The 6,760-nt window shown below is 63.5% G+C and carries 5 protein-coding genes and 1 tRNA gene; 4 read left to right on the forward strand and 2 right to left on the reverse strand.

Annotation, left to right across the window (positions count from 1 at the left end; genetic code table 11):
• The 3 genes from KAZ48_09840 to KAZ48_09850 all read left to right on the forward strand — a co-directional run.
• A partial coding sequence (locus KAZ48_09840) for a hypothetical protein (GenBank protein MBP7973091.1) occupies positions 1–362 on the forward strand: 362 nt, incomplete at its 5' end.
• 149 nt (positions 363–511) lie between these two features.
• Positions 512–2,902 (forward strand): excinuclease ABC subunit UvrA, encoded by a 2,391-nt coding sequence (locus KAZ48_09845; protein MBP7973092.1) that lies wholly within the window; start codon positions 512–514, stop codon positions 2,900–2,902.
• 86 nt (positions 2,903–2,988) lie between these two features.
• Entirely contained in the window at positions 2,989–4,470 is a 1,482-nt protein-coding gene (locus KAZ48_09850; GenBank protein ID MBP7973093.1) for a glycosyltransferase family 39 protein, read from the forward strand.
• Between the two features lie 69 nt (positions 4,471–4,539).
• Here the strand turns inward: KAZ48_09850 and KAZ48_09855 are convergent.
• Together KAZ48_09855 and KAZ48_09860 are read right to left on the reverse strand one after the other, a co-directional pair.
• Positions 4,540–4,612 (reverse strand) — tRNA-Lys (locus tag KAZ48_09855).
• Between the two features lie 132 nt (positions 4,613–4,744).
• Positions 4,745–5,686 (reverse strand): acetylxylan esterase, encoded by a 942-nt coding sequence (locus tag KAZ48_09860; GenBank protein ID MBP7973094.1) that lies wholly within the window; start codon positions 5,684–5,686, stop codon positions 4,745–4,747.
• Between the two features lie 110 nt (positions 5,687–5,796).
• On the opposite strand from KAZ48_09860, the gene KAZ48_09865 reads away from it, so the two are divergent.
• Positions 5,797–6,760, forward strand: a 964-nt coding sequence (locus KAZ48_09865; protein MBP7973095.1) for a cyclic nucleotide-binding domain-containing protein, incomplete at its 3' end; no start/stop codon positions are given.

Here is a 6,760-nt window from a genome sequence, read left to right on the forward strand (position 1 = left end):
CGCAAGCGCAGGAGACGGCCAAGAAACACGGGGCCGAGCCGCCCGCGATGGACGAGCATTGGCAGGACCCGGGGTTGCGCGATTGGTTCAAGGCGTTGCCGCAGTCGGACGGCCAGTGCGCCGCCGCGTTCGATACCCGCCTGGATGCACGGGCACTGCTCACTGGTCGTGCGTCGAGGTTGATTGCTCGCAAACTTGCCCGGCATGACTTCACCTTGGTAGCCGAGCCGGAGAGCTTCTTGGTCGACAACCGCAACCGGCTGCTGGATTCCGAGGTTGAGCGCGCAGCACATTGGGCCAGGGGATTGCGCACAGCAATGGCTGCCGAACACGGTGCGTCGGGCAGTTGGACAGCGGGCTGAACTGCGCGCGTTCGCGTAGGTTGCGGGAGTCGATCGAGGCAACTGGATCGACGCAACGGAGTCGCGGGCCCCGGTTGCCTGGCTAGATCGCCTGCGGATAGCGATGATGGAGACCCGCCACGGCGATCGACCTCACCCATGGAGACCCGATGAGCAAGGCCGCAAAGGCTGACGTGCCGTCCGGCGCACCGAACACCGCCGACCGCCACGATCTGATCCGCGTTCAAGGCGCCCGCGTCAACAACCTCAAGGACGTCAGCGTTGAGATCCCCAAACGCCGATTGACCGCGTTCACCGGTGTGTCCGGCTCGGGCAAGAGCTCGCTGGTGTTCGGCACGATCGCCGCAGAGTCCCAGCGGCTCATCAACGAGACGTACAGCGCGTTCCTGCAGGGATTCATGCCGACGCAATCGCGCCCGGATGTTGACCTGCTGGAGGGCCTGACGACGGCGATCACCGTGGATCAGGAGCGAATGGGATCCAACCCTCGGTCCACCGTTGGCACCGTTACCGACGCCAACGCGATGTTGCGGATCGTGTTCAGTCGAATGGCAAAGCCGCACTTGGGCTCGCCCAAGGCCTATGCCTTCAACATCGCCTCGATCAGTGGTGCGGGAGCCGTCACCATGGAGCGCGGCGGCCGGACGGTGAAGGAACGCCGCAGCTTCAGCGTCACCGGCGGCATGTGTCCCCGGTGCGAGGGAATGGGTTCGGTGACCGACTTCGACCTGTCCGCGCTGTACGACGACGCGTTGTCACTCAACGAGGGTGCGCTGACGATTCCCGGCTACACGATGGACGGTTGGTACGGGCGGATCTTCCGCGGTTGCGGCTACTTCGATCCCGACAAACCGATCAGCAAGTACACCAAGAAGCAACTCAACGACCTGCTGTACAAGGAGCCGACCAAGATCAAGGTCGAGGGAATCAACCTGACGTACGAGGGCCTGATTCCGCGGATCCAGAAGTCCATGCTGTCCAAGGATCGCGACTCGATGCAGCCGCACATCAGGGCATTCGTTGACCGGGCGATCACGTTCACCATCTGCCCGGAGTGCGATGGAGCCCGACTGAACGAGGGTGCGCGCGCGTCGAAGATCAACGGGAAGAACATCGCCGACGCCTGTGCCATGCAGATCAGCGACTTGGCCGAGTGGGTCGCGGATCTGACGGAGCCGACGGTGGCGCCGCTGTTGGAGGCGCTTGGGCAGCACCTGGACGCATTCGTCAACATCGGCTTGGGCTACCTGTCGTTGGATCGATCCACGGGAACGTTGTCCGGTGGTGAGGCCCAGCGCACCAAGTTGATCCGCCACCTCGGGTCGTCGCTGACCGACGTCACCTACGTGTTCGACGAGCCGACGGTTGGACTGCACCCGCACGACATCGCTCGAATGAACGACCTACTGCTGCAATTGCGGGACAAGGGCAACACTGTGCTGGTCGTTGAGCACAAGCCGGAGGTCATCGACATCGCCGACCACGTCGTCGACCTTGGTCCCGGTGCGGGTATCGGCGGCGGCGAGGTGGTGTTTGAGGGCACTGTCGCGGGACTGCGAAGTAGCGACACATTGACCGGCAACCAGCTGGACGACCGGGCGGCACTGAAGCCGTCGCTGCGGGAGTGGTCGTCGGTGATGGAGGTGCGCGGTGCCGACAACCACAACCTGCAAGACGTCGACGTGGACATCCCGCTTGGCGTTTTGACCGTGTTGACGGGTGTTGCGGGGTCGGGCAAGAGCTCGCTGATCGATGGCTCGGTCGCTGGTCGCGACGGTGTTGTGGTGGTTGACCAGGGTGCGATTCGCGGGTCGCGACGCAGTAACCCGGCGACCTACACCGGCCTGCTCGACCCGATCCGCAAGGCGTTCGCCAAGGCCAACGGCGTCAAACCGGGACTGTTCAGCGCCAACTCCGAAGGGGCTTGCCCCACCTGCAACGGTGCGGGCGTGACCTACACCGACCTGGCGATGATGGCTGGCGTTGCTACCGTTTGTGAGGACTGCGAAGGCAAACGCTTCCAGCCCGCCGTGCTCGAGTACGAGCTCGGTGGCCGGGACATCAGCGAGGTGCTGGCGATGTCGGTGACCGAAGCCGAGGAGTTCTTCAGTTCCACTGAGGCGAGCATCCCCGCCGCGCACGCAATCCTTGAACGCCTCGCCGAGGTCGGGCTCGGATACATCACCCTCGGTCAGCCGCTGCCGACGCTTTCCGGCGGTGAGCGTCAGCGACTCAAGCTCGCCACCCACATGGCTGCGAAGGGCGGGGTCTATGTGCTCGACGAGCCGACCAGTGGTCTTCACCTCGCTGACGTTGAGCGACTACTCGCGTTGCTCGACCGCCTCGTCGACTCAGGTAAGTCCGTGATCGTGATCGAGCATCACCAAGCCGTGATGGCGCACGCCGACTGGATCATCGACCTTGGACCGGGCGCCGGCCACGACGGCGGAAACGTCGTTTTTGAGGGCACACCCGCCGAGCTCGTCGTGGACCGCTCGACGCTGACCGGCGAGTATTTGGCGGCCTACGTCGGCGCGTAATTTCGGGGCAGGCGTCGGGCAGCTGTGTCTCCGCCACAGGAACGTGTGACGCGTCAACACGCGAGGCAGTCACTGAAGGCGATGGAATGGCATATGTGATCGACACGGGGACCCCTGCGCGGTCCGGTGCGGCAGGCAAAGCCAACTGGCTGTTGGCTGTGCCCGTTGCAGCATCGCTGCTGCTGGCCGCACCGGTGGCGACCCAAGGCTTCTGGCTAGATGAGGCCGCGACCGCCGCTGCCATCAGCAGAACCCCCGCGCAGTTGTGGGAAATGCTGGCCGACGTGGACGCCACCATGAGCGTCTACTACCTGTTCATGCACTTCTGGTCCGTCGTGTTCGGCGCCAGCGAACTCGCGCTACGGGCCCCGTCGATTTTGGCCATGGCCGCCGCGGTCGGGCTGACTGGACTGCTCGGCAGGCGCATCCGTGGGCTGCCCGTTGGGTTGACCGCGGCGACACTCTTGGCGATCAGCCCCATCGCGGTGAAGTACTCGGTCGAAGCCCGCCCGTACGCGTTGGCGACGTTCTTTGTCGTCGCCGCCGGCCTAGTCGCTCACCATGGGGCGAAGCGGCCGGCGACCAACTCAGTGATGGCCGGCTGGGCAGTTCTGGCTGCGGTAGGGGTTGGCTTCCACTTCCTGGCGATCCTGGCCGTCGCGGCGCAAGTGCTGTGGCTTTCGGGACGCCGCACCCGATGGGCTTGGGCGCTGCTACCCGTTGCCGTGGCATTGGCCGTGGCCGCAGGCGTCTTGAGCCAGCCGTCCTACCAGGGCTGGATCGCTCAACTCGGCGTCACCGATTTCCCTCGTGCCTTCCTCGCAATGGCTGGGGCAGCCGGAGTGATCCTGTTCGGAATCGGTGCGGTTGTGCTGCTGGTCAGACGTCAACGCCTGCCCGAAACCCGGACCGACATCACCGTGATAGTGGGATGGGCGCTGGCCCCGGCCGTCGTATTAGCGATCGCATCGCTGCTCTACCAACCCATGTTCTTGACCCGCTACCTGATCATGAGCATGCCCGCGATTGCACTTGCGGTGGCGCTCGTTGCCGTGGCCGCGTACAGGTCGCTAGCCGGGTATGCCTGGCTGCGTATGGCGACCGGGATCGTCGCTGTCGGATGTCTTCTGGCCACCGCTGCAAGTTATGTGGTCTTGCCTCCCAACGAGGGCGAAGACCCCCGAGCGGCTGTGGCCTACATCAGCGCCAACTCCGAACCAGGCGATGTCATCGTGTATTCGCCAAGCTGGGATGAACTCGCCCCGGACTGGTATTTCGCCCAGGAAGGTCACACCACACCGCGTGACCTGACGGTGCTGCCTGGATCGACAGCGATCACCAACAACAGCCTGTGGCCCGCGCAAATCACCGTCGAGCAGGCGATCGCGGAGCTGCCATCGGTGGATCGAGTGTGGGTACTGCAAACCGACGGTGGCGACGCGGCCGTGTGGGAACCCACCCCCAACGTCGGGGGCCCAGTCGCCGCGTATGTGGAGGCGAATTGGTCTCAAGCTGAGCATGGCGACTTCGGTCGCATCAGGGTCAGCCTGTGGCAGAAGTCAGCCTGAGCGTGCTCTGTCCGGCCCGCTGTTCGCGCGTGCTGGCCAAAACCGCCTGCGATCTGCAAGTTGACGTCGTGGGCCCCGCGGGACTCGAACCCGCAACCTACGGATTAAAAGTCCGCAGCTCTGCCAATTGAGCTAGAGGCCCGGGGATACGAACACAACCGTGTTGATATACCCAGTGGAGAGTGTTGCCGGGGTGAGACTACCGGACTAGCACGCGGGACTGCTGAAGGATTGCTTGTCACCTTGGCCTGCGAACGCTGCCACACCCATCGCCTCACGCTTCAGCATTCTGCTCCTCCAGCGCGATCTCTACGCACCGATCATCGAACCGTGCCCACAGGGCTTCCTCAGGAAGTTCGCTGTGGCTGACGGGGAATTCCATGATCTCGATCGTGCTGGGAATGTGATTTGCGATCGCGTAGACGGTTTCGGGCGGGACAACCTCGTCGCGTAGCCCGAGCCCGATGAGCGTTGGACAAGTGACGCGCGACGCGAAGGTCACGGAGTCGAAGTAGCTCAGAACGACCATCACATCTTCGGTGCTCTCCGGCCGGGCAGAAAGGTACGTTTGGAGTTCACCGCCGGAGCCAGCCTGACTCAGGAAGTAGCGGCCCTCGGCCCAGCCGAACGTGGGCACACCGACAACCAGGGCATCTGCAATGTGGAGGAGTGCCTCAGCCATCAGCGCGAGCCCGCCGGCGAAGCTGACTCCGTGCAAAACGACCCTTTGGTCGCTCGACTGCGCTCGTTGCCTGGCGATTTGCGCTAAACGTATGTAGTCACAAACCGCCCCGCGCAGGACGCTTGTTTCGGGGCTTTCGATACCGCTCATGATGTAACCCCAGCGCGAGGCTCGTGGTAGCGCGCCATCGGAGCGTCCGCACCCACGGATGTCGACGCCAAAGACGTCGGCTCCGGCCGCGGCCCAATCCCAGCGCGGTTCGCACTGCGAGCCGTAGCCGTGGCTGTGGACCAACGTTGGCCGCACCCGTTTTGATTGGCTGGTGATCGAATAGAAGTGGATTCGGACATCTCCCACCGACCGGAAAGACGACCACTGGAGCACGAGTCCATGAGGACCCTGGACGGCTTGCGCCTCGGGTCGCACATCGGGGTCGACACCTGCGAGCTCCTCAAGGGCCTGCTGCCAGAACGCATCGAAGTCCGCTGGGATGCGTGGCACCGGTCGCTGTGATCGATCGATCTCTCGGTCCATGAGCGGTAACTCCAGATCTCGTTGGCCACCGCAGTCGCGCCAGCATTCGATGATTCTCCAGCAGTCTCGTCGATGAGATCACAGCCACCTGGGTCTAGGCTTGACGAGCGATGAACGCGACCGAATTGCTCAGCGAGTTGGCCTTCTTCCAGGGACTGCCAGCTGAGGTCATGCAGCGTTTGGGGGACGCCAGCCAGGTCGTCGTTTTCGAATCCGATCAGGCAATTGTCCGCCAGCACGACGTCGCCCACAGCGTCCACTTCTTGCTCAGCGGCAGCATCGCATTCTCGCTGCGAATCGAGAGCGCTGATGATCTCTACGTCGGCGCCACTTCGCAGCCAGGGTCAGTTGTGGGCTGGTCAGCGTTTCGGGCTCCGTACCGATATACCGCCACCGTCCGGGCTCAGCAGTCAAGCACCTTCCTGCGCATTCCGAGATCGGCCATTGAGGCTGAGGTCCGCGCCGATCCGGCTTTGGGATACCAGTTGTTGTGCCGGGTGGTTGCGGCAGTCGCCGACAGACTCGACCGTGCGGCCCCATATGTCTCTCCACGAACGTCAAGTCAGGCGAGCGCCATTTCCGGCGACGCGTCAGCGAGCGACCCGCGACGCGAACTGGCCAGTCCGCTCGACGTGTTGAATGCTTCGCCATTCTTCGACAGTTTCGATCGGTTCTACGTCAAGGAGCTTGCCGACCACGCCGAGATCCTTGAGTTCGACACAGGGCAAAGACTATTCAGCCGAGGGGACGATGCAGATCGAGTCTTTGTGCTGCGATACGGCAAAGTCGATCTTGATTACGATTCGTCATACCGACTGCTCAACATCGCCGCGAAGCCAGGTGGTTCATGGCGTGTGCGAATCGAAGAGCCCGGTCGCGTTATTGGCTGGTCAGCGCTTGTCGCGCCGTACGAATACCGGGCGACTGGGCGAGCAAGTGAGCCGACTGAGGTTCTGAGCCTCGACCGCAGTTTCCTGCACTGGCTGGCCGATCGCGACCCGCGCTTCGGGATCACGTTGATGCAGCGAGTGCTGTGGGTGCTTGGCAACCGCCTGCGCGAAACACGCACCCGTC

The organism is Candidatus Nanopelagicales bacterium (assembly GCA_018003655.1).
Taxonomy (GTDB): Bacteria; Actinomycetota; Actinomycetes; order S36-B12; family UBA10799; genus JAGNDY01.

What these genes read in the sequence shown, in the direction of transcription:
- KAZ48_09845 (MBP7973092.1), top strand. Translation starts at nt 512, where the DNA reads ATGAGCAAGGCCGCAAAGGCTGACGTGCCGTCCGGCGCACCGAACACC.
- KAZ48_09850 (MBP7973093.1), top strand. Translation starts at nt 2,989, where the DNA reads ATGGCATATGTGATCGACACGGGGACCCCTGCGCGGTCCGGTGCGGCA.
- KAZ48_09860 (MBP7973094.1), bottom strand. Translation starts at nt 5,686, where the DNA reads ATGGACCGAGAGATCGATCGATCACAGCGACCGGTGCCACGCATCCCA.